The sequence below is a fragment of the Exiguobacterium sp. s122 genome (assembly GCF_018618475.1).
Lineage (GTDB): Bacteria > Bacillota > Bacilli > Exiguobacteriales > Exiguobacteriaceae > Exiguobacterium > Exiguobacterium himgiriensis.
In genome coordinates, this window is the sequence record NZ_JACSMD010000001.1 from 194898 (window position 1) to 215468 (window position 20571).

20 protein-coding genes are annotated in these 20571 nt (G+C 51.7%); 15 read left to right on the forward strand and 5 right to left on the reverse strand.

Going from position 1 to position 20571, the window contains the following annotated elements; translation table 11 throughout:
• Positions 1–13: 13 nt before the first annotated feature.
• Together KNP92_RS01095 and KNP92_RS01100 are read right to left on the reverse strand one after the other, a co-directional pair.
• Positions 14–775, reverse strand: coding sequence for a MerR family transcriptional regulator (locus KNP92_RS01095; RefSeq protein ID WP_214835651.1), 762 nt, complete (start codon positions 773–775; stop codon positions 14–16).
• Positions 776–822: 47 nt separating this feature from the next.
• A complete protein-coding gene (locus tag KNP92_RS01100; RefSeq protein ID WP_214835654.1) occupies positions 823–1287 on the reverse strand; it encodes a GNAT family N-acetyltransferase in 465 nt (154 codons plus the stop codon).
• Between the two features lie 215 nt (positions 1288–1502).
• On the opposite strand from KNP92_RS01100, the gene KNP92_RS01105 reads away from it, so the two are divergent.
• From KNP92_RS01105 to mgtE, 7 genes are all read left to right on the forward strand, one after another.
• Positions 1503–3230 (forward strand): glycoside hydrolase family 13 protein, encoded by a 1728-nt coding sequence (locus KNP92_RS01105; protein WP_214835658.1) that lies wholly within the window; start codon positions 1503–1505, stop codon positions 3228–3230.
• Positions 3231–3358: 128 nt separating this feature from the next.
• On the forward strand, positions 3359–3778 hold the full coding sequence (locus KNP92_RS01110) for a YwiB family protein (protein WP_214835661.1): 420 nt from the start codon (positions 3359–3361) through the stop codon (positions 3776–3778).
• Positions 3775–4203: a hypothetical protein gene (locus KNP92_RS01115; RefSeq protein WP_214835664.1), complete on the forward strand. Its 429-nt coding sequence runs from the start codon at positions 3775–3777 to the stop codon at positions 4201–4203. Before KNP92_RS01110 ends, KNP92_RS01115 begins: the two co-directional genes overlap by 4 nt.
• 47 nt (positions 4204–4250) lie before the next feature.
• Positions 4251–4766, forward strand: a complete 516-nt coding sequence (locus tag KNP92_RS01120) for a GNAT family N-acetyltransferase (RefSeq protein ID WP_214835666.1) — start codon at positions 4251–4253, stop codon at positions 4764–4766.
• 6 nt (positions 4767–4772) lie between these two features.
• Complete coding sequence (locus KNP92_RS01125) at positions 4773–5489, forward strand: hypothetical protein (protein WP_214835669.1); 717 nt, start codon at positions 4773–4775, stop codon at positions 5487–5489.
• A gap of 90 nt (positions 5490–5579) precedes the next feature.
• Entirely contained in the window at positions 5580–7706 is a 2127-nt protein-coding gene (locus KNP92_RS01130) for a (Fe-S)-binding protein (protein WP_214835672.1), read from the forward strand.
• A 102-nt stretch (positions 7707–7808) separates the two neighbouring features.
• The gene (mgtE, locus tag KNP92_RS01135; protein ID WP_214835675.1) at positions 7809–9167 is read left to right on the forward strand and encodes a magnesium transporter; all 1359 of its coding nucleotides are present in this window, start codon (positions 7809–7811) and stop codon (positions 9165–9167) included.
• 33 nt (positions 9168–9200) lie between these two features.
• Here the strand turns inward: mgtE and KNP92_RS01140 are convergent, their stop codons facing one another.
• Positions 9201–10493, reverse strand: coding sequence for a methyl-accepting chemotaxis protein (locus KNP92_RS01140; RefSeq protein WP_214835678.1), 1293 nt, complete (start codon positions 10491–10493; stop codon positions 9201–9203).
• 129 nt (positions 10494–10622) lie between these two features.
• On the opposite strand from KNP92_RS01140, the gene KNP92_RS01145 reads away from it, so the two are divergent.
• The 5 genes from KNP92_RS01145 (at position 10623) to KNP92_RS01165 (ending at position 15903) form a co-directional block, all read left to right on the forward strand.
• Positions 10623–11936 (forward strand): hypothetical protein, encoded by a 1314-nt coding sequence (locus KNP92_RS01145; RefSeq protein ID WP_251136349.1) that lies wholly within the window; start codon positions 10623–10625, stop codon positions 11934–11936.
• A gap of 90 nt (positions 11937–12026) precedes the next feature.
• Positions 12027–12506: a DNA-directed RNA polymerase subunit delta gene (gene rpoE, locus KNP92_RS01150; protein WP_051622659.1), complete on the forward strand. Its 480-nt coding sequence runs from the start codon at positions 12027–12029 to the stop codon at positions 12504–12506.
• Positions 12507–12744: 238 nt separating this feature from the next.
• Entirely contained in the window at positions 12745–14340 is a 1596-nt protein-coding gene (locus KNP92_RS01155) for a CTP synthase (protein WP_034807595.1), read from the forward strand.
• Between the two features lie 133 nt (positions 14341–14473).
• Positions 14474–15304: a TVP38/TMEM64 family protein gene (locus KNP92_RS01160; RefSeq protein WP_214835680.1), complete on the forward strand. Its 831-nt coding sequence runs from the start codon at positions 14474–14476 to the stop codon at positions 15302–15304.
• Between the two features lie 44 nt (positions 15305–15348).
• Positions 15349–15903, forward strand: coding sequence for a GNAT family N-acetyltransferase (locus KNP92_RS01165; protein WP_214835697.1), 555 nt, complete (start codon positions 15349–15351; stop codon positions 15901–15903).
• A 31-nt stretch (positions 15904–15934) separates the two neighbouring features.
• Here KNP92_RS01165 and KNP92_RS01170 read toward each other — a convergent pair whose 3' ends face one another.
• A complete protein-coding gene (locus KNP92_RS01170) occupies positions 15935–17050 on the reverse strand; it encodes an NADH-dependent flavin oxidoreductase (protein ID WP_214835699.1) in 1116 nt (371 codons plus the stop codon).
• Between the two features lie 262 nt (positions 17051–17312).
• Between KNP92_RS01170 and KNP92_RS01175 the strand changes: the two genes are divergently transcribed.
• A complete protein-coding gene (locus tag KNP92_RS01175; protein WP_251136350.1) occupies positions 17313–18968 on the forward strand; it encodes a glycerol-3-phosphate dehydrogenase/oxidase in 1656 nt (551 codons plus the stop codon).
• 70 nt (positions 18969–19038) lie between these two features.
• On the opposite strand, the gene KNP92_RS01180 is transcribed toward KNP92_RS01175, so the two are convergent.
• Positions 19039–19500, reverse strand: a complete 462-nt coding sequence (locus KNP92_RS01180; RefSeq protein ID WP_214835702.1) for a hypothetical protein — start codon at positions 19498–19500, stop codon at positions 19039–19041.
• Between the two features lie 111 nt (positions 19501–19611).
• On the opposite strand from KNP92_RS01180, the gene KNP92_RS01185 reads away from it, so the two are divergent.
• Together KNP92_RS01185 and KNP92_RS01190 are read left to right on the forward strand one after the other, a co-directional pair.
• Complete coding sequence (locus tag KNP92_RS01185; protein ID WP_214835704.1) at positions 19612–19956, forward strand: YxeA family protein; 345 nt, start codon at positions 19612–19614, stop codon at positions 19954–19956.
• Positions 19957–20059: 103 nt separating this feature from the next.
• Positions 20060–20419 (forward strand): response regulator, encoded by a 360-nt coding sequence (locus KNP92_RS01190; RefSeq protein WP_251136351.1) that lies wholly within the window; start codon positions 20060–20062, stop codon positions 20417–20419.
• Positions 20420–20571 lie beyond the last annotated feature (152 nt).

Sequence of the window (20571 nt, forward strand, 5' to 3'; positions counted from 1 at the left end):
TCGCTTTGGCCGTTTAACTGTGGGTGATGCAATAGTGCTGGATGGCATCGTTGTAATAGCGGGCAAGGCCTGGGGCGTACTTGTCATAGAACGCCGTGAACCGCTCGTCCGCCACATACATCTGACCGAGGCTACTGAACATGTCGAGCGAACAGTCGTAAAAGTGGTCGTTGATGAATGCATGGTTCATCTCGACCGCCATTTGGACACGTTCATCTTCGACTGGGACACCGGCAGTGAACAAGTCGACGAGCGGTTTGACGAGGTCGACTTGCTGTTGGCTGAGCGTCTCCCAGTCTTCTTTTGACCGACCGTGGGCCCGCTTTTGAGCCGTCATATAGGCGTCGCTGTCGCCCCAACGCGACTTCACTTCCGCCTCGTGTTTCGTCTCGTGTGCTTTCAACTCGTCGAATGACAAGCCTTTGAATAATGATTCGTCTTCCATTTGAACGCCTCCTTCAAGTGAGACGAGTGTCGCTTCGGCCGTCTCAGCGAGTGTCGCGAAATAGGCGGCCTTCTCACGCAGCGCGTTCACTTGTGTCTTGAGGATGTGAGCCCGATCCGTGCCCGCTTCGAACAACGTATGAATCGTCTCGAGCGGAATGTCGAGTGCGCGATAGAGTAAAATCAGTTGCAACCGTTCGATGTCTTGTTTCGAGTAACGTCGATACCCGTTCGCGTCACGCGAAGGAACGAGGAGACCGATCGCGTCGTAATGGCGAAGCGTCCGGGTCGTCGTGCCGGCGAGTGTTGCGAGTTGTTGAATCGAAACCATCTGCTCACCTCCTTATGGAAAGCGTACACCTTGACGTCGCGTCAACGTCAACCTTCTTTTGTGAACAAAGAGAAGCCGTCACGTTCGCCGACGTACGTGAAACCGAACTGCGGATAATATCGGTTTAAAAATAGATTCGTGGCGACACAATCGAGGCGGATCGTCCCGTCTGTCTCCTTCAGCGCGTGACGCATCAACTGTTCGCCGACGCCTCTGCCTTTCATGGTGGCGTCGACGACGAGTCGATGCAAATAGACAGCCGCATCCGCGTCATCCCATAAATTGTGATCCCACGACGTCGGCGGAATCAAGCTGACCGACCCGAAGATGGTCCCGTTTTCTTCATATACATATACCGTACCGTTCGTGACATCGTGACGGACAAATTCGGTCCGACTCGGCTCTAAATATTTTCCCCATTGTGTTTTCCCGGCTGCGCGAAATGACTTCGCCTTGTTTAAAATCAAGGAATCAATCGCACGAAAATCGGCTGGTGTGGCCAAACGAATCATGTAAGTCGCCTCACTTTCATTTCATTTCAAAATCGTGTAGGGTACACGGTGAGTAAGCTGTTGAAAAGCTCATTGTAGCGCTTTCTCTTTTTTGATAAAATAAACGTAACGCGTCGTGCAAACGATTGCGCTTTGAAAAGAGAACACGTCAACAGCACTGATATTAGTATATAGGATGAACAGTGAGTTTAGGGATAAGGGAGTATCATTGACACATGCAACTTTTACAACGTGACCAACACACTAAAGGATTTCAACAGACACAAACAAAAACGCTAAAACGCAATTGGTGGAAAGAAGCGGTCGCTTATCAGATCTACCCGCGCAGCTTTTATGACGCGAACGGAGACGGGATTGGCGACATTCAAGGAATCATCGATAAGCTGGATTATTTGAAAGAACTCGGCGTCGACGTCATCTGGATTTGCCCGATGTACAAGTCGCCGAACGACGATAACGGTTATGACATTAGCGATTATCAAGACATCATGGACGAGTTCGGCAACATGGAGGACTTCGACCGCCTGTTGACAGAAGTCCATGCGCGCGGGATGAAGCTCCTCCTCGACCTCGTCGTCAACCACACGTCGGACGAGCACCCGTGGTTCATCGAATCGAAGAGCTCGAAAGACAACCCGAAACGGGACTGGTACATTTGGCGCGACGGGAAACCGGACGGCTCGAAACCGAACAACTGGGAATCGATTTTCGGCGGCTCGGCGTGGGAGTTCGACGAGACGACAGAAGAATACTTCTTACACGTCTTCTCGAAGCGTCAACCGGACCTCAACTGGGAGAACGCGGACATGCGCCAAGCGGTATATGACATGATTAACTGGTGGCTCGACAAAGGCATTGATGGGTTCCGTGTCGACGCGATCAGCCACATTCGCAAGAATCCGACGTTTGGCGACTTACCGAACCCGGAAGGTCTTGATTTCGTGCCATCGTTTGAGATGCACATGAACGTCGACGGCATTCATGACTATTTAGAAGAACTTCGAGACGAGACGTTCAATAAACACGACATCATGACGGTCGGTGAAGCGAACGGTGTCTCGCCTGACGACGCTCATCTTTGGGTTGGCGAGCAAGATGGCAAGATGAACATGGTCTTCCAATTCGAGCACATGGGTCTCTGGCGCGAAGACGCGGAGTCAAAACTCGACGTCGTTCACTTGAAGAACGTATTGTCGAAGTGGCAAAAAGGGCTCGAGGAAGATGGATGGAACGCCCTCTACGTCGAGAACCATGACCAGACACGTACAGTGTCGGCGTGGGGAGACGATGCGCGCTATTGGAAAGAGAGCGCGAAGTCGATTGGAATGATGTACTTCCTCATGCAAGGGACGCCGTTCATCTATCAAGGCCAAGAGATTGGTATGACGAACGTCAAGTTCGACTCGATTGACCAATACGATGATATCGCGACACGCAACCGCTATTATATCGGTCTCGAACATGGGAAGACCCATGAAGAGATGATGGACATCACGTGGAACTCGTCACGTGACAACTCGCGGACGCCGATGCAGTGGAGCAGTGCGCCGAACGCCGGCTTCACGTTCTCGGACACGCCGTGGTTCGGCATCAACCCGAACTACACAGATATTAACGTCGAGGAACAACTTGAAGACGAGGACTCGATCCTTAACTTCTATAAAGAGATGATTCGCCTCCGGAAAGAAGACGAGACGTTCGTGTACGGCACGTATGATGTCGTCTTGCCAGAACACCCAGAGATTTATGCGTATACGCGCACGCTCGGTGACAGCCAATATCTCGTCATGACAAACTTGACGGGTGGCGAGGCGATCTTCGCATCAGACATTGCACTCCGCTCGGAAGACGTCGTTTTGAAAAACATGCCGCTCGATGCGCATGACGAGACGACACTTCTTCACTTGAAACCGTTCGAAGGACGCGTCTATAAGTTGAGCTGACCGTTAAGACAGGGGCGACCCTGTCTTTTTTGTAGTGTGAAGCACACTTGAACCGGGAAAGAAAAAGTTAGCGATTCCGGACCGTTTGTGAGGTATGGTACGATGGGACGGCGGAAAGGGGAATCATCATGGCAATTGAACCGAAACGAGTCCGTGTCCGTCAGACGACGAAGATGAGCGAGCTCGATGAACCGATCGTGCTCGTCGCGGACGGGCTCTATTATGAACTGAAGACGGGCTTCGTCTTGACGTTTGATCAAGAGCGTGAGGACGGCATCGTGCCGACGACGTTAAAATATACGACGGGATGGCTCGCCCTCATCTGTAAAGGACCGATCGAGATGAACCATTCGTTCATCGAGGGACGGTTGACACAGAGTGTATACAAAAACCCTTATATGGCGATGACGATGGCGACGACGACAGAACGTCTTGACGTTTCAGACGGCCGTTGCCGATTCGACTATGCACTATCGATGAACGACGATGTGGCCGGCACGTACGCAGTCGACGTCACATGGACGTTTGAAGGAGGAGACGAAGCATGAACTTTCAAGATCGAGTAAAAAAGATTGAAGAGATGTTGAACGAAGACTGGTTCGAGATGCTTGAGACGAACGAGGACGACTATGAGGAGTGGCGCGGCCGTCTCGAAGACCATGCAGAGCACGTCATGGGACATTATGATAACGAGACAGGTGTCGACATGGATTCGGTCGACAAACTGCTCCAATTGAACGATGAGTTCCCGCTCCTTTATGGGGAAGACACGGTCCGGCTGTACCTCGCCTTAATCGAGGCCCGTCCGGAAGACAAGGCGGTGTACGAGCGCTATGTCGACTATTTGGCTGCGATTGGCGACGCAACGCATGAGGAGTTTTTACGTTTCCATACGCTTGTCGATGCCGGTAGGCTCGAGGATGCACGAAAGATTGCACCGGAAATGCCAGCACGATTAGGACTCGAAGAATAAGGCCGCACTGCGGTCTTTTTTATACATACACATAAGGGGGAAGGGCGATGTTACGTCTTGTGAAGACATCGATGGACCAAGAAGAGCACGTGCATGCATTTTTGAAGGAGTGGCGCGAACGGGATGAACGGATCGTCCCGAATGCGGTCGATGGAGATGCGTCGGACTTCGAGACGTATGTCAAAGAAATCCGTGCGCGTGAAGTACGCGCGGAAAACGTCGGCTGGGTACCGAGCACGACGTATTGGTTGACCGACGGGGAAGAATTGCTCGGGGCGGCCAACATTCGGCACGAACTGAACGAACAGTTACTCAATTTTGGTGGCCATATCGGCTACGGCATTAAACCGAGTGCACGGGGTCGGGGACTTGCGACAAAACAGCTCGCGCTCGCCCTCGAGAAGGCGAAGTCGCTCGGCATCGAGCGTGCATTAATCACGTGCAATCGAACAAACGTTGCCTCGAAACAAGTCATCTTGCGTAACGGCGGGGTACCGGACACGCCGTTCACAGAAAAGGATGGGACGATTGTCGAGCGGTTTTGGATTGAGCTGAAAGGGTGACGACACATGGGCGACTGGATTGTGGTGTATTTGGCGGCCATCAACTTCTTCGGGATTTATTTGTTCCCGCGGGACCGAATCCCGTCGAAGAAGTGGTTCTCGTTTTCGAGCGGGATTGCCATCACGTATTTCTTCATGTACTTGCTTCCATCGCTCAATAAGCGCCAAGACACGCTTCGTGTCGATTGGCTCGATCTTGCCTTACCTTCAGAGATTTATGTTGTCAGCCTGATCGGGTTCACCGTCTTTTATGGGACGATGCGATTTGTGCGGACGCCTCACTTTCAAGATGAAACACTTGATCGAAACGTCTCGTATTGGCTTCAAGTGACGCTCCTCACGGCGTATATGTCGTTCTCGGCATACGTCGTGACGGAGACGTCGGTGACGAACGTCGCCCAAATGTTTTATGCGACCGCACTTGGCGTCCATTTCCTCGCTGTCGGTCACGATTTGTATCGCCATTATGGTGAAATCTATTTGACGCAAGGACGCTACTTTTTCACAATCGGCATTCTCGTCACAGGCTACATCGCTCGCTACGTCGACTTGGCGTCGCACGTCGAGACGATTGTGTTTGCGTTTGTCGCAGGGGCGATGATTCTGAACATCGTCAAATTTGAGTTGCCGGCCGACCGGAATCTTCACTTCCGCACGTTCGTGCTCGCCGTGACCATCTACGGAGGACTTCTCCTCATCTTGAAGCACGTACTCTATTTTTAAGTTCGTTCAAGAAAATGAATGACTGTTCATTCATTGTTTGGTATACTGATTCCAAGAATGAATCCGTTTTCATTAAGGGGGATGTTGGGGATGTCTACATTTTTAATCGTCAACTGGATTCTCTTCCTGCTCGTTCTCGGTTACGGCTTGTACTTGTTCGCGTCGCTCGTTTATCAGCGTTACACGTTCATCAAGCTCGGGAAGAAGGCAGAATGGAGCCAGACGAACAAAGAACGGCTTGAACAGGTGATGATCAACGTGTTCGGGCAAAAGAAATTGCTGAAAGATAAGAAGAGCGGCATCATTCACGTCATGATGTTCTATGGGTTCATCCTCGTGCAGTTCGGGGCGATCGACTTCATTTGGAAAGGGCTCGCCGTCGGGACACGCTTCCCGCACGTGCCGCTCGGTCCGCTCTATCCGATTTTCACATTTATGCAAGAAATCGTCATGCTGATGATTCTCGTCGCGGTCGTTTGGGGATTCTACCGCCGTTATATTGAGAAACTTGTACGCTTGAAACGAAACTTCTTAGCTGGACTCGCGCTCATTTTTATCGGCGGGCTCATGGTTTCCGTCTTATTCGGGAACGGCTTTTACCTCGTTTATAAAGAAGAGCTCCCGATGTGGGGGGAGCCGGTCGCGACCATCATCGGCTCGGCGTTCGCTTGGGTACCGGGCGGCGTCGCATTCGCGCTCTTCATCGTCTTCTGGTGGCTACACCTGTTGTTCTTACTCAGCTTTATGGTGTATATTCCGCAAGGCAAGCACGCCCATTTGATTGCCGGGACGCTCAACGTTTGGCTTGGCCGGACACATAAAGTCGGTCGTCTCGCACCCGTTGATTTCTCGGCGATGGAAGAAGCTGAAGAGTCGGATGAAGAGATCGTCTTTGGGGTCAACAAGATTGAAGACTTTAACCAAAAACAGCTCGTCGACTTGTACGCTTGTGTCGAGTGCGGCCGCTGTACGAACGTCTGCCCAGCGACCGGTACCGGGAAGATGCTGTCACCGATGGACCTCATCGTCAAGCTGCGCGACCATATGAACATGAAAGGGGCCGCCATCACACGGAAATCACCGTGGGCGCCGGCGCTCTTGTTCCAGAACACGCAAGGCGCGGAGATTGCCGCGGCCGCGATGGACGGGAACATGCTCGTCGCCGACGAGTTGATCGGCAACGTCATCACGGAAGAAGAGATTTGGGCGTGTACGACGTGCCGGAACTGTGAAGACCAGTGCCCGGTCATGAACGAGCACGTCGACAAGATTATCGACCTTCGTCGCTATCTCGTCATGATGGAAGGGAAGATGGACCCGGAAGCACAGCGAACGGTCGCCAACATCGAGCGCCAAGGCAACCCGTGGGGGATGAACCGGAAAGAGCGCGAGAACTGGCGTAAAGACATCGACCACGTCATCCCGACGGCAAAAGAGAAGAAGAAGGCCGGCGAAGAATTCGAATTCCTCTTCTGGGTCGGGGCAATGGGCTCGTACGACAGCCGTAGCCAAAAAGTCGCACAAAGTTTCGCGAGCGTCTTGAACAAAGCCGGCGTCTCGTTCGCCATCCTCGGAAACGAAGAGAAAAACTCAGGCGACACGCCACGCCGCATCGGGAACGAGTTGTTGTTCCAAGAACTCGCCGAGGCCAACATCAAACTGTTCGAGAAGTACGGTGTCACGAAAATTGTGACGGTGGACCCGCACGCGTATAACACGTTTAAAAACGAATACCCGGACTTTGGTCTCACCGGTGTGAAAGTGTATCACCATACCGAGCTCCTCGCCGAGTTGCTCGATACGGGACGTGTCAAACCGGACTTCACTGTGAACGAACGGGTCGTCTATCACGATTCGTGCTACCTCGGACGCTATAACGGTATTTACGACGCACCGCGTTTCGTCTTAGAACGCATACCAGGTGTCGAACTCGTCGAAGCGGCGCGGAACCGTGAGAACGGCATGTGCTGTGGGGCCGGCGGCGGTCTCATGTGGCAAGAGGAAAAAGTCGGTACGCGTGTCAACGTCGCGCGGACGGAGCAGTTGCTCGAGACAAAACCGACCGTCATCGGATCGGCCTGCCCGTATTGCTTGACGATGCTCTCGGACGGGACGAAAGCGAAAGAAGTCGATGACAGCGTCGGGACGTTCGACGTCGTCGAACTGCTCGACCGTTCGCTCGCTCCGCTTGATGTACCAGAACCGCTCGTTCAATAAGCTAATGACCCGTTTCCGTATGCTGGAGCGGGTCTTTTTAGTTTCAACACGGGTAAATATCGGAATAAGAAAGAAGAGACAATTCGTAGAGGACGTGATCGCATGGTCGAAATGATGACGGACAATGAGATTGCCTTGGCCATTATCCAATCGTTGAAAGAAGGGCGACGGACCGAATTCCAAGACATCGTCGATGAGCTCCAGCCGTATGACGTCGCCCAGCAGTACAAGCTGTTGCCGGGCAAGCACCAAAACAAGTTTTTACTCTATTTGACGCTTGAACAGATGACCGACATGATTCAAGAGCTTGATCAAACGACACGGCTTCAAGTGTTGCATCGCCTCGGGTTCGAACGGACGTCCGAAGTGCTCGACTTGATGGAAAATGACGAAGTTACGTCGTTCATGTCCGAACTCGACCCAGAGCGTGTCGAGGAACTGTTGTCGGAGATGAGACAGGAAGAGTCGAGCGTCGTTCAAAACATGATGACGTACCCGGAAGAGACAGCCGGAAGGCTCATGAACAACCGGTTCGTCTGGATTCCAGAGCATTATACGATTCGGCAAGCCGTGGATAAATTGAAAGACTTCGCGGCACTCGCCGAGTATTTGAACTATTTATACGTCGTCGACGCCGATAAACGCCTCGTCGGTGTTATCTCGTACAAAGATTTGATTTTAGCGGAGATCGATGACGCGGTCGCAGACGTCATGTATAAACGCGTCGTCAAAGTCGATGTCATGACCGATCAAGAGGAAGTCGCTAAACTGATTAACCGTTATGACTTTATCTCGATTCCGGTCGTCGAGGACGGAGACCGGCTCGTCGGCATCATCACGGTCGATGACGTGCTCGATATCGTTATTCAAGAAGCGAACGAAGACATCGAGAAGCTCTCGGCTTCCGGTAAGGCGATTGATTTTGATACGAAACCGCTCGTTGCCGCCTATCGTCGCTTGCCGTGGCTCATCTTGCTCTTATTCATCGGTTTAATTTCAGGCAGTATTATCGATGGGTTCTCCGGCACGCTCGAACAAGTCGTCGCACTCGCGTTCTTCATGCCGATGATTGCCGGCATGACGGGGAATACGGGGACACAATCGCTCGCCGTTGTCGTAAGGGGGCTCGCGACACGCGATTTGACGTTCCGCCAAGTCGTGGCTCTCATCTTCCGCGAACTGTGGGTCGGCGTCATCATCGGCGTCACGTGTGCTGCTTTGATCGCCGTTATCGCGTTCGTGTGGCAAGGGAGTTGGACGCTTGGATTCGTCGTCGGAAGTTCACTCCTGGCGACACTCATTATTGGAACACTCGCCGGGACGATTATCCCGCTCATCCTATACAAGTTGAACGTCGACCCGGCCGTCGCGTCCGGTCCGCTTATCACGACAATCAACGACATTCTGTCACTCCTCATCTACTTCGGGGTGGCGACCGCCTTTTTGGCGCGACTCATGTGAAAACACCCGGACGGGCAGCGTCCGGGTGTTCGTTTAATGTTCTGCTTTCGTTAAAAGTGATGACGTAAGGTGAGACAATCCTTGTGTCGTCTCATTGATCGCCGAGATTGTGTCGACCATTTGACCGAGATCTTGTTTATTGCGTTCGAATGAGAGGACGTAATTGCCCATCTCGTCCTTTACAGTTGAAAATCCTTGTTTAACGGCGTGCAATTGCTGCATCGCTTCATCATTTGTATGATGCATCTGTCTCATTTGTTCAAGTAAAGCAGCGATATTCGCCTCATTTTCATCGATGAGACCATTGATTTGACTACTCAATTGTTTGGCGTGTTCGGCAAGTGTGCGCACCTCGGTCGCGACGACGGCGAATCCTTTGCCATGTTCTCCGGCACGAGCCGCTTCGATGGATGCGTTTAAAGCGAGCAAGTTTGTCTGGTTGGCGATTTGCTCGATGCTTTGTGTCATTTTAACGATTTCTTGCGATCCGTCCTTTAAAGCCGTAATACGGTCGAACGAAGCATCGACGTACGTTGTGGAGCGGGTGAACGCCGATTCCATTTGGCCGATTTGATGATGATTCGTTTCCGTGAGGGACATCAAATGTTGGCTCATTTGTTCCGTTTGTTCGGTTTCCCGTAACACTTGATGGGCCCGTTCGCTCGTCTCGGACATCGCATGACCGGTCCGTTCCATCGTCGTTGCGACTTCTGAACTGACATGACTAATATCGCTGAGAAGGGCATCTCGGGCCGTGCTCGCTGCTTCGATTTCATCGAGCCGAGCATCGACATATTGCTCGGTCACGATTTGCGCGTCTAAGTTCATCGCATGAGATAAGGCGAGGAGCGCCTCGGTCATCATGGCCGGATCGTGTTGATAATGCTCGACGACTTTTGGCACGAGGAGTGTATTGAATGCGGCATAGGTCGCGAGAAACCATGTGACTGGTACTGCATAATGATGATGCGTCTGGCCCATGCGTTTTCGCATCGCGAGGAACTTCTCGTCCATTTTTCCTGTCAATAGGCTACGGAAGTAGTCGGCGAACACGTTCTTGAGTCGCTCTCGGGTCGAAGCAGCGTTGGCGATTTGAACCATCTCAGGTTGAAGCATCAGATGATCGAGGACGTTCTCGAGTACGTCGTCAAGCACGGATTCAATAAGCGGGGCCATCGTGCGCAGATGCTCGACTTGCCGTGTCGTATAGCCCATATAGTGGGTGCGTCCATGTAAAGCCGAGTCACTCGGTGTAGCAATTGTCGTGCCGTCCGGAAACCCGATGGATGCGACATAAACAGGGGATGATTTTTTAAAAAATACCATGTCAGTTCTCCTTTGTCTGTTCAAGCTAAAGTGTGTTCCCCTCTATATCGGCATATTTGTGAAAAAACGAAGAAATCGATGTGCAAACCGAAGGAATCGGGAATGAAAAAGATAAAATTCTATAACTGGATGAGAAAAGGAGCGCCGTTCATGAAAAACAGTTTCATTTTGTTAACGATTGTCAGTGCCCTCAGCAGTCAAATCTTACCTCAGATTCTATTTCTCGCGGTCATGGGTTTTGGTGAGGGAGCGAGTCGAGTAATTCCGTTCATGATCTTTTATGTCGCCAGTATGTCTGGCCTTCTCGTCTGGATTTATGTCATCGGTCGAATGGGTTCAAAACGAGCATTTCTAATGGCACTTTTCGTTTTAGCCATCGGACTCGTGTGTTGGTTTGTGCCGTTCGCCTGGGGCATCGAAATGAGTGCGTTTCTCGTCGGCGTCGGGTCGATTGGAGTCGGTACGATGATGACGACGATTTTGTCTCAACTGAAAGAGTTCTCTCCGAAAAACCAAGGAGGAAGTGCTCTTCCGCTCGTCGTCTTGCTCGTCTCCTGGATTGCTTTGTTCTTATATACGTTTAGCCGCTCCTATGATTTGGCGGTCCTGTTATTTTTAATCAGCCTCGTCTTGCCTTGGTTGTTCGTTCGAAAGCTCCCACTGACGCGTGAAGCGACATGGACGTTCTCGACGACGCTGTTCCTTCGGGCGTTTCTCGTCGTCACCGTTTTCACACTTCTCAGCCGACTCGTCAGTCTACTAGAAGGGACGCGTGGGTATCTCGAGATTTTCTTCTTGACGCTACTCCTCGTCAGCTATATGGTCTGGCTCCTGCTTCAGCGGAAGACACGGAATTATGTGACGACGAAATCGACGCGCCAAGTCCAGTTCTTGGCGTATGCCGTCGGACTGTTCGGAGGGTGGACGTTGATTGGGGCCGTCTTCACGAGCCTCGCCCTCTATTCCTTCAACGTATTGCTCTTTTATGTCTTCGTTCCGTTTTTATTTGGGGTCATCGGCTGGATATTATTCGGTCAGGTCGTACCAGGTGTCAAACGTCCGTATTCGTTTCTACTCGTCTCATCGGCCGCGTTCTTCCTCGGCTTTTGGCATCCGATTGCCTTCCTCCCGGTTTTGTTCGTCAATGGCTATATTCAAACGATGTATTCGAGCATCGGACACATGCAGTTGTATACGGCCTATCGAGAGAATAAAGAGTTCGCGGCGCTCGTCATGCAATTATGGAAGAAGTTCGGTATGGTCGTCGCCCAAGTTTCGCTCATGCTCGGCATCCTCGCATACGGGCTGACCGTTGACCAAACGGTCAATACCGACTTGTCCTTCGCCCTCCCGAAAAGTTGGATGGTCGGTGTGCTCGCCGTGACTTGGACAGTGAACGTCGCCGTCATCACCGTCTATTGGCGTCAAATCGTCCGGCATTAAGTCGAAACAATTTTCTCTAGCTTTTTCATATCGCTTTTGTTTATAATGAGGAGTGATGTTTAACAAGTGACGGAAAAGGAGTGTCCTTTAATGAATAAATCGTTGATCGATTTCGTTTACGAGATTCTTCAAGAGACTGGCGAGCAACCAGTATCCTTTGATGAAATCCGTGAGCAAATCAGACAAAACTATACGTTCGCCAGTGAAGAGGAAGAGCTCGAGAAAATCGCGCAACTCTACACGGACATGAACATCGACGGACTATTCGTCAACTTGGGAGCGAACCGTTGGGCGCTTCGTGTTTGGTATCCGTTCGATAAGTCGGACGAAGATCTCGTTATCGAAGCACGTCAGCGCGGTGAGCTTGACGAGTTCGAAGAAGATCTCGATGAGACGGACGAAGGCATCGTCGACATCGAAGACGACCTCGACGTCTTTGCAAAAGGTGAAGATTTTGATGCATCTGAGTTTGAGACAGACGACGACGCCGAAAAAGTTCCAGACCTCGATGATTTCGAGGACGAAGACTTAGACGACGACCTCGATGTCGAAGACGAGGATGATTTATAAGAGACCGCAAAAAGCCGGGCATTTGTCCCGGCTAGGCGTGTCTCTTTTTCTTTTTTGCAGCTCGTGAAAAAGAAAAAAATAATGACTTGACGACTGCATCGTCTCTGGCGTAAATTAGTCATGGGCTCGTTTAGCACATGCCGATGCAGCAAAAGTGTCCTCCATTTCAGTGGGGGCACTTTTGCTTTTTTTGTTTTTTTGTTTCCCGTAGTGGGCAATCATGAGAGGAGAATGGATGATGACAAAGTATATTTTCGTAACAGGTGGGGTTGTATCTTCACTGGGTAAAGGAATCACAGCTGCTTCACTCGCACGTCTACTCAAAAACCGAGGATTGAACGTGACGATTCAAAAGTTTGACCCGTACATCAACATCGACCCGGGCACGATGAGCCCGTACCAACACGGGGAAGTGTTCGTCACAGACGACGGCGCCGAGACAGACCTCGACCTCGGGCACTATGAGCGCTTCATCGATATCAACTTGTCGCAAAATGCGAACGTGACGTCGGGCCGTATTTATTCGACGGTCTTGAAAAAAGAACGCCGTGGGGATTACAACGGGGGGACCGTCCAAGTCATCCCGCACATCACGAACGAGATTAAAGATCGTGTCTTCCGGGCCGGCCGCGAGACGAACGCGGACGTCGTCATTACAGAGATTGGTGGAACAGTCGGTGACATCGAGTCGCTTCCGTTCATCGAAGCCATTCGCCAAGTGAAAAACGACATCGGGAAAGAAAACGTCATGTACGTGCATTGTACGCTCGTCCCATATCTCCGTGCAGCCGGTGAGATGAAGACGAAGCCGACACAACATAGCGTCAAAGAACTTCGCAGTTACGGGATCCAACCGGACATCATCGTCCTCCGTACGGAGCACGATATCCCGGAAGACATGCGTGAGAAGATTGCGCTCTTCTGTGATACACGGAAAGAAGCGGTCATCGAGGCGCAAGACGCATCGACGCTTTATGAAGTGCCGCTCAATCTTCAAAAACAAGGGATGGACCAACTCGTCAACGACTACTTCGGTTTCAACACACCGGCAGCGGACATGACGGCTTGGAAAGAACTCGTCCACACGGTCACGCACCTCGAGAAGAAAGTGAAAATCGCCCTCGTCGGGAAGTATGTTGAGCTTCGCGACGCATACATCTCGGTCGCGGAATCGCTCAAACATGCTGGTTACGCGTTCAATGCCGACATCGACATCGACTGGGTCAACGCTGAAGACGTGACATCAGAAAACGTCGCGACGCTTCTCGGTGACGCGGACGGGATCCTCGTCCCAGGTGGATTCGGGGAGCGCGGGATTGAAGGGAAAATTGAAGCGACGCGTTTCGCTCGTGAGAACAACGTGCCGTTCTTCGGGATTTGCCTCGGGATGCAACTCGCGACGGTCGAATTCGCTCGGAACGTCTTGAAACTTGAAGGTGCCCATTCGGCAGAAATCGATCCATCGACGAACTATCCGATCATCGATTTACTTCCGGAACAAAAAGACATCGAAGACCTCGGCGGCACGCTCCGCCTCGGCCTATACCCATGTAAACTCGAACAAGGGACGAAAGCGCACGCCGCTTACAACCAAGAGCTCGTCTACGAGCGCCATCGTCACCGTTACGAGTTCAACAACGAGTACCGTGAAGCGTTCGAGGCAGAAGGGTTCAAGTTCTCAGGAACGAGCCCGGACGGTCGTCTCGTCGAGATTATCGAGATTCCAGAACACAAGTGGTTCGTCGCGTCGCAGTTCCACCCAGAACTCATCTCGCGTCCTGAGCGCCCACAGCGCTTGTTCCACGACTTCATCCAAGCTTCACTTGGCGAATAATCAGCAAGCCGCAGTCGTCGACTGCGGCTTTTTTTATCGGACAAAAGGCTGAGGAGTGTGACTGCTTCAGATGGATACATGTACGGCTAAATCCGGGTACACTACTAGTAGAACAGGGAGAGGGCGATGCGATATGCGGGAACGATGGATGATTTATGGGGGGTACGGAGTAGCCCTACTTTTGCTCGGCCTGTTGCCGTTTGTCGTCCTGCCGACGCTTTTATTGCCGTATCAGCTTGGCTGGAGCGGGATTGTGCTCCTCATACTCACGATTGGGCTCTTACGGACGATTCGGGAAGGGTCGAGTACGTATTTGAAGCAGATGTTGAAAGTGACGTTCAGCCTGTTTTTGTTGTTCGTCTTCATTTATTACGTTTCATTTGGACTCGTCTTATATGACACATACGGCCTTGACCGCTTGCTCGACCGCTATGAGGACCAGGCCGCCTTCGTGTTCGCGGCGTTCAGTTTCTTGCAACCGATCGCGTTGCCAATCCCTGAGGCGGTCAGCGTACCGATTGGAAGTGTCGCGCTCGGTCCGCTTCGCGCCGCGCTCATCGGGAGTGTGGCGACGACGCTCGGCATCGTCGTCATGTACGGGTTAGCCCGTTTTGGACGTGAGCGGGTCATGCGGTGGCTCGATCCGGATAAGCTCTCGACGTATGACCGATATGTCAGTAAATACGGGCTTGGCGTCTTGCTCGTCCTGTTCATCATTCCCATCTTGCCGGATGAAGTCATCTGCTTGGCTGCCGGCTTCAGCCGGGTCCCGTTCGTCCGTTTCGTCCTGATTGCGGCCTCCGCCAAACTCGTGACATCGTTTGGTCTCGCTTATTCGGTGACGTTCGGCGAGCTGTTTCTCACCGGGGCGAGTCCGTTTGCGATCGGCTCCGTGACGGCTAGCCTCGTTCTCGTCATCCTCGCCCTCGTCTGGCGTAGAAGAAAAAAAGGAAATTCGAATTGAGAACACGAAATGGTAAGGGATGAACAGATAGAGAGGAAGAGGGTATGAACCAACTGACAGAACCGATCATTCGACCGATTGAAGCACGTGACTTGGAACGAGTTTGGGCCTTGTTGTATAAAGATACACAGCCAGAATGGAAACAATGGGACGCTCCCTATTTCGAATACAAGCCGATGTCAAAAGAGGTCTTTATGGCGTCAGCGGACACGTTCATCGATCGAGATGACATGTGGGTGATTGACGTCGAGGGCACCGTATATGGAACGGTTTCCTTCTATTATGAAGATGCCGGGAAAGAGTGGCTCGAAGTCGGCATCATTTTGCATCAAGCCGATCGTTGGAACCGAGGGATCGGCACGAAGGCGCTCTCGCTTTGGGTCGACCATTTGTTCACGACGCTGTCGACAGTCCGGGTCGGTTTGACGACATGGTCGGGTAATGAACGCATGATACGCGTCGCTGAAAAAGTCGGCATGCAGCTTGAAGGTAGAATCCGTCAAGTTCGTGTCGTCCGTGGAAACCGGTACGATTCGATTCGCATGGGCATGCTCAGAGAAGAATGGCAAGCAAACGAAAAGCGCAACGTCTCCAGTTGAGACGTCGCGCTTTTTCAGATAACCGGTGATTTTATTTGACTGCTTGGTCTTTAATCGGGAACCAGCCGGCACGTGTCGTGATGGCGTTCCAAAGTGGGGCAGGAACGGCGAGTTCGGCTTGCTTGTTCAAATCGAGCTCCGTCTCAATCTCGTCTTCACGTCCGTCTTTTACTTTCTCGAACCAATCCGGATCAATGATCAGCTCGCGACCGAGTGCAGCGAGGTCGATGACGTCAAGTGCATCTTCGACTTGGCCAGGACGCTGAAGCTGTCCGACCCCGATGAGCGGGACGGCACCGTTGATGCGTTTGGCGATTCGGTCGATGGAACGCTCTGTCACGTTCTCGTTACGCATCGAAGCGACGTTGAAGTTCCATAACGAAGCATGGATGTAATCGAGTCCTTCCTCGAGCAACATGTCGAGTAACACGTCCGTATCGTCGAGTGTGATGCCCGGCTCTTCGATTTCTTCCGGAGAGAATCGATAGCCGACAAGGAAATTATCCGCATCTTTGGCTGCATCTTTGACGGCCTGGATGACTTCACGTGGGAACGTGAGACGTTCGTGTACGTCACCGCCGAATCGATCGTCTCGTCGGTTTGAATGAGGTGAGAAGAACTGTTGAATCAAATATGTGTTCGCGCCGTGAATCTCAACACCGTCAAATCCGGCTTCGATGGCGCGACGTGTCGCCTCACCGAACGCCTGAATAATTGCTTCGACTTCCTCGGTCTCGAGGGCACGAGGTGTGACGGCGCCTTCACGGACCGGTGCGACCGCACTTGCGCTCACCGGTTGTTCGTTCGGGACGAGTTCGGGTGGAGACATGCGTCCGGCATGGAAAATTTGCAGAATTGCTTTTGCGCCTTCTGCTTGAAGGCTTTCGGCGAGTTGGCGTAAGCCGGGAATGAATTTGTCATCGTTGACGCCGAACGCGTTCGGGAAGCCTTTCCCGTCTTCCGTCACATAGGCGCACGCCGTAATGGCGAGCCCGACGTTTTTCGCGCGCTTGCGGTAATAAGCGAGTTCGTGTTCCGACACCTCGCCTGTCGGCTGAGACGAATAATGTGTCATCGGTGCCAAGACGAGCCGGTTATGGACCTCGACACCGTTTTTAAATTGGAAAGGTTGAATCATGCGTTGCATAGAAAACTCCTCCTTCGTCGTGATACTTTGAAGTCTAGTCAACTGATTTCAAAATTGCGAGCAGGATGCTCTCCGATTTGCACGTCACGTGTCCGCTGAGCGGTTTGATGGTTGAAGTGGGGAGAATAGGGTATAATACAGAAGAAAAGTTGATAACCGGTTGGAGACTACAGAGAGACCACGACATGGGAGGGCGAAGCCTTGTTTTGTTGTGGTCTCTTTTTGTATACCTTGAACCGGATTTATTATAGGAGGGAACAAGATGGAAATCAGAAACTTCTCAGCAAAAGAACGTGCCGCGCGATATGAACAATTGACAGGTGAGCGTTACGACGTGCTTGTCGTCGGTGGGGGGATCACAGGCGCGGGGATTGCCCTTGACGCTGCTTCACGGGGGATGAAGACGGCTGTACTCGAGATGCAGGATTTTGCTGCCGGGACATCGAGCCGTTCGACGAAACTCGTCCATGGCGGCCTGCGATATTTGAAACAGTTTGAGATCGCGCTCGTCGCTGAAGTCGGGAAAGAACGTGCCATCGTTTATGAGAACGGGCCACACGTGACGACGCCTGAACAAATGTTGCTCCCAATGCATAAGGGTGGCACGTTCGGACCGCTCTCGACGTCGCTCGGCTTGATGGTGTATGACTTCTTAGCAGGAGTAAAGCGAGTCGAACGTCGTGTCATGTTGAAACCGGAAGAAGTCATTAAAAAAGCACCGCTCGTCAAAAAAGACGGTCTCGTCGGCGGCGGCTATTACGTCGAGTATCGGACGGACGACGCGCGGATGACGATTGAAGTCGCAAAAGAAGCGGCGAACCATGGGGCAATCCTCATGAACTATTCGAAAGTGACCGGGTTGATTTATGAGCACGGGAAAGTCGTCGGCGTAAACGTCGAAGATCAAATTGACGGCAAGACGTATGAAGTGTACGCGAAAAAAGTCATCAACGCGACAGGGCCGTGGGTTGACGTGCTTCGGGAGCAAGATGGGTCGAACAAGGGTAAAATGCTCCGCTTGACGAAAGGGATTCACCTCGTCATCGACCAATCGAAGTTCCCGCTCAAACAAGCGATTTACTTCGATACACCGGACGGACGGATGGTCTTTGCGATTCCGCGTGAAGGCAAAGCGTACGTGGGCACGACGGATACGTTCTTTGATAAAGACAAGGCCCATCCACGCATGACGACGGAAGACCGGGACTATATTTTAGATGCGATTCACTACATGTTCCCAGACGTTCACGTGACGGCTGACGACGTAGAATCGAGTTGGGCCGGAATCCGTCCGCTCATTTATGAGGAAGGAAAAGACCCGTCTGAGATTTCACGAAAAGACGAGATTTGGCAATCCGAGAGCGGTCTGATCACGATTGCGGGTGGAAAGTTGACCGGTTATCGGAAAATGTCGGAACTCGTCGTTGACCTTGTCGCGAAACTGCTCAAACAAGAAGAAGGCATCGTCTTCCTCGCATCACGGACGAAGCATATGCCGATGTCGGGTGGTCATGTCGGGGGCTCGAAAGGGTTCGAAGACTTCTTGACGAAGAAAAAAGCGGAATTGAAAAATCTTGGCATCGAGGACGACAAAGCCGAACAGCTCGTCCGTCTTTACGGGTCGAACATTGACCGGGTCACGGAGCGGATGGATTCGAACGCCTATCATCTCCCAGAGATCGTCTATGCTCAGCTCCTATATGGCATCGAAGAAGAGTCTGTTGTCCGGGCGATTGACTTCCTCGTCCGTCGGACAGGTGCGATGTTCTTCGATATCGATTTCGTTCAACAGCATAAAGACGGCGTCTTGCGCGCGATGGCCGACGTCTTCAAATGGTCAGATGCACGTCTTGAAGAAGAACGGGCCGAAGTCGAGAAAGAGATCGAGCTCGCGGTCGTGCCCGTAACAGTCGAATAAAAAAACTTCGCCGTAGCGAAGTGTGAATCTTGGCGGACCGAGTCGAAACAAGCGACTCGGTCCGTCTTTTTCATATGCCGAGCTCCTCATAATACGCGTTGATGCGATCATCAAGTGCGAGCACGACGTCCTCATCTCCTTTGAAGTAAAAGATCACATAGACGCCGTCTTCGCGATCCACTTCCGCCTCGACGGTAAGTGTCGTCATCCGTCCCTCGAACATGACGTCAAGGTCGACGATGTGATGGAGGATGCGCTCATCTAAGGACGGGTCGGATACGTCCATATAGATTTGTTTCACACTTCTTGTTGAAATCGGTTCATCGAACACTTCCGATAACAAGGCGAACGTCTCAGGGATGTCGCTGAGGTCTAAATCGATGGACGTAGCGAGCGGTACGTTTTCGTCCTCTGCATACATGATTTGCTCTAAGGCGATGGTGCGCTTGTCGTCACCGAAAACCGCCACGGTCGCGGCGACACCGCCGGCCATGACGAGTAAAAATAGTAAAAAGCTAAGCAACTGTTTCATCGATTGCGTCTCCTGTCTTATCGAGTAGCTTCAGTATAGCAAGGCACATCTTGTTTAGGAATGCCAGAATTATGGTATGGAAGCATAATGATTAAAAAAGGAGGGATCTTGATGAGACGAAGTCGCCTCTTCCTGATTCTCCTCGTGATCGTGGCGATGATCGGGTGGTTCGCCATCGACTCGAATCGATTATTTGCGGACGTCTATTATGTGCGCGTGCCGAATGCCGACACGGTTAGCCGGGAAGTGACAGCTTACGTCTATACGGCGATCGGGTACGGGGATAGAAATAAAAAGCGGTCGTTCACGTTCGATTCGGACGAGCGTCTCGCGCCAGGGGATGTGGTAAAGTTATATGTGAAAGATGAGACGGACGTCACGTCGCTCGAACGGATTGAAGAGCAGGATGTGCCGATCGAGATTCAGTTAGAACCGGCTGAGGAAGCAGCACGTTAAGCTGTTTCCTTCTTTTACAAATTGACGCGTCGTCAAACGAAATCGGATTTGGTATGGTTAAAAGTAGAGGATTCATCACATATAACGGAAAGAAGGGTAACGGATGTCACGCATGTTAATCGCAGACGACCAGGACGGGATTCGCTTGATGCTCGCCCAAGTGTTCCAGAACCTCGGCATCGAGGTCGATACGGCGAACGACGGGCTATCGGCCTGGGAAAAACTCGAACAGAACGGATACGACTTAGTATTGCTCGATATGAACATGCCACGAATGTTTGGTCATGAAGTGCTCCGAAACATGCGCGACCAAGACATCGATACCCCGGTCATGATCATGACGGCGTTCGGGGAAAAGACGACGCTTGAAGAAGTGCAACGGCTTGGCATTACAGCACAATTTGAGAAGCCGTTCGATATTTATGGGATGATTGCGAAAGTAAAAGATGTCTTGAAAATCTAACGTTTCGTCACCAAGATGACATATGTAAACGCTTGCGCAGAGCCATTTCTATGCCCGAATAGCATAGGCACACGTTTATCGGTGTGTTATAATGGGAACGAATTGCACGGGGGCATTTTTCCCAAAGTGCACAATAGCGAACAGACAGGAGG

Coding starts and splice junctions, on each gene's coding strand:
- KNP92_RS01095 (WP_214835651.1), bottom strand. CDS start 775: ATGGTTTCGATTCAACAACTCGCAACACTCGCCGGCACGACGACCCGG.
- KNP92_RS01100 (WP_214835654.1), bottom strand. CDS start 1,287: ATGATTCGTTTGGCCACACCAGCCGATTTTCGTGCGATTGATTCCTTG.
- KNP92_RS01105 (WP_214835658.1), top strand. CDS start 1,503: ATGCAACTTTTACAACGTGACCAACACACTAAAGGATTTCAACAGACA.
- KNP92_RS01110 (WP_214835661.1), top strand. CDS start 3,359: ATGGCAATTGAACCGAAACGAGTCCGTGTCCGTCAGACGACGAAGATG.
- KNP92_RS01115 (WP_214835664.1), top strand. CDS start 3,775: ATGAACTTTCAAGATCGAGTAAAAAAGATTGAAGAGATGTTGAACGAA.
- KNP92_RS01120 (WP_214835666.1), top strand. CDS start 4,251: ATGTTACGTCTTGTGAAGACATCGATGGACCAAGAAGAGCACGTGCAT.
- KNP92_RS01125 (WP_214835669.1), top strand. CDS start 4,773: ATGGGCGACTGGATTGTGGTGTATTTGGCGGCCATCAACTTCTTCGGG.
- KNP92_RS01130 (WP_214835672.1), top strand. CDS start 5,580: ATGTCTACATTTTTAATCGTCAACTGGATTCTCTTCCTGCTCGTTCTC.
- mgtE (WP_214835675.1), top strand. CDS start 7,809: ATGGTCGAAATGATGACGGACAATGAGATTGCCTTGGCCATTATCCAA.
- KNP92_RS01140 (WP_214835678.1), bottom strand. CDS start 10,493: ATGGTATTTTTTAAAAAATCATCCCCTGTTTATGTCGCATCCATCGGG.
- KNP92_RS01145 (WP_251136349.1), top strand. CDS start 10,623: ATGAGAAAAGGAGCGCCGTTCATGAAAAACAGTTTCATTTTGTTAACG.
- rpoE (WP_051622659.1), top strand. CDS start 12,027: ATGAATAAATCGTTGATCGATTTCGTTTACGAGATTCTTCAAGAGACT.
- KNP92_RS01155 (WP_034807595.1), top strand. CDS start 12,745: ATGACAAAGTATATTTTCGTAACAGGTGGGGTTGTATCTTCACTGGGT.
- KNP92_RS01160 (WP_214835680.1), top strand. CDS start 14,474: ATGCGGGAACGATGGATGATTTATGGGGGGTACGGAGTAGCCCTACTT.
- KNP92_RS01165 (WP_214835697.1), top strand. CDS start 15,349: ATGAACCAACTGACAGAACCGATCATTCGACCGATTGAAGCACGTGAC.
- KNP92_RS01170 (WP_214835699.1), bottom strand. CDS start 17,050: ATGCAACGCATGATTCAACCTTTCCAATTTAAAAACGGTGTCGAGGTC.
- KNP92_RS01175 (WP_251136350.1), top strand. CDS start 17,313: ATGGAAATCAGAAACTTCTCAGCAAAAGAACGTGCCGCGCGATATGAA.
- KNP92_RS01180 (WP_214835702.1), bottom strand. CDS start 19,500: ATGAAACAGTTGCTTAGCTTTTTACTATTTTTACTCGTCATGGCCGGC.
- KNP92_RS01185 (WP_214835704.1), top strand. CDS start 19,612: ATGAGACGAAGTCGCCTCTTCCTGATTCTCCTCGTGATCGTGGCGATG.
- KNP92_RS01190 (WP_251136351.1), top strand. CDS start 20,060: ATGTCACGCATGTTAATCGCAGACGACCAGGACGGGATTCGCTTGATG.